The organism is Methanolobus vulcani, from assembly GCF_006546655.1.
In the GTDB taxonomy this organism is placed as follows: Archaea; Halobacteriota; Methanosarcinia; order Methanosarcinales; family Methanosarcinaceae; genus Methanolobus; species Methanolobus vulcani_A.
This window is the reverse complement of sequence record NZ_VIAQ01000004.1, coordinates 1-1,832: the sequence shown is the minus strand read 5'-3', so window position 1 is coordinate 1,832 and position 1,832 is coordinate 1. Positions and strand designations below refer to the sequence as shown.

Sequence of the window (1,832 nt, the reverse complement as noted above, 5' to 3'; positions counted from 1 at the left end):
ACAGGCTGTCCGACAATCCGAAATTAGATGATAATACTTAACTGCACCAATTATGGAGTTTTTTTGTTATTTCACAATACAACAATTGTTTTCAATGAATTATTTGCATTCTTTGTGTAACCACAGCTTTTTCAGATTGATTGCAGCACACATCAGGTTAAATTCATTTTTAACTGAATTTAATCCTCTTGTAGAAAACTCTCTGAACTTTAAATTCTGTTTATAGTTTCCAATTACAGGTTCTACGGTATACTTTCTTTCTTCAAAGATTCTTTGTGCTTCAACAGTACTCATTTTCTCTTTCAGACATTTTCTATCGTTAGATAGGCAATTAACCTGCAATTGCCTTGTTTTATCTTTTCTATTTGTACATTGTTGATTTGATTTACAACCTCTGCAACTTATACCTTTATAAACACGACGTGTTAAGGACCTTCTTTTGTCATAGAATTCATAATATAATTTCAAAATTTGATTCTCAGGACAGACATACACATCTCTTTGCTCATCATATGTAAAGAAGGAAGCATGTATTATGCTCCCATTTTTACGTTTCTGCACTTTTTTGATATTATTTTTATCAGTTCTTTCTGGTATATAGGGATCCAGATTCTTTTGCATTAAGAGTTGTATATTCTTTTCACTCATGTAACCGCTGTCAGCACATATTTTCGTACTTTCTTTTAATTGTCCACAATATTGTTCTACAAGTTCTAGCTGTGGTTTGAGTTGATGAACATCGTTTCTATCCTGACACACATCATTAGCAATTATGATGCCTTTTTTGTGATCGACGGTTAACTGTGTGTTATACCCCAGTTCAATTCTACCTTTCTTGTTTTTAATAAACCTTGATTCGGGATCTGTTAAGCTAAATTTTTCCACGTTGTCTATTATAGATTCATCCTTAGCCTTCTTCAAGTTCTTTATGCATCGCAGATTTTTCTTCTGTTCAGAATTCTGAAACTTGTCAGCATACTTTTTGCATATTGATTTTACCCTACTTTTACTGGTTGAATCAAGCTGATCATAACCCCTGCATTGATGTAATTGTTTATCTTCAAGCTCATCAGTAATAGTAATCTCTTTTAGCATCTGATCGATATAATCATCAATAACACCCAGTTCATTTTTAGTAACAGTACTGTTATTGGATGCAAACGCTTTAACAACAGATCCATCTATGCTCAACTGTCCCAGTCCTACGGCACCAACTTCTCTGGCAGCATATATGGTGTTTTTGAAAATATTTCTGATAAGGCTTCCATTATTCATTCTGAAGTCACTTATGGTCCTAAAATCAGGAATCAATTTCTCAGCAAGATACATATACACTACATTTTCACGCGCACATCGTGCTATTGCACGTGATGACCTAATACCATCAATCATTGCCTGAATCAGTATTTTACAGAGTATCCTTGGATGATATGCAGGGTGCCCAGCACCTGCATACCTAAGTTCAAAATCTGTAAAGTCCAGTTCTTCTACGAATGAATCTACTAAGTAACAGATATGGTCTGAACTGATTATCTCTCTTATATCAGGCGGCAGAAGCCATGTCTGGTTTTTAGATGATTGGATAAATACCATAACTAGAAATAAATTAAACTTTAATTTAAATTTATCTATTTTAAAATTAAAAATAATCAATTAGTAAGTAGGAATTGTCGGACAGCCTGTTTAGCTATGTCTGGAATGATTTAGGATTCTCTATAGTGCCCACGCATAGAGAGGAGTAGAACTCTGAGGTGGCCGTGTCATTAAAGATAAAAAACTAGAAGCAATAGCATGATTCCTTTGAGACAAAGAAAAAGGAAGAGTAATGAACG

1 protein-coding gene is annotated in these 1,832 nt (G+C 34.0%); it reads right to left on the bottom strand.

The window, feature by feature from the left end; translation table 11 throughout:
* Positions 1 to 99: 99 nt before the first annotated feature.
* Positions 100 to 1,593 (bottom strand): IS1182 family transposase, encoded by a 1,494-nt coding sequence (locus FKV42_RS00460; RefSeq protein ID WP_154808287.1) that lies wholly within the window; start codon positions 1,591 to 1,593, stop codon positions 100 to 102.
* Positions 1,594 to 1,832: the final 239 nt, after the last annotated feature.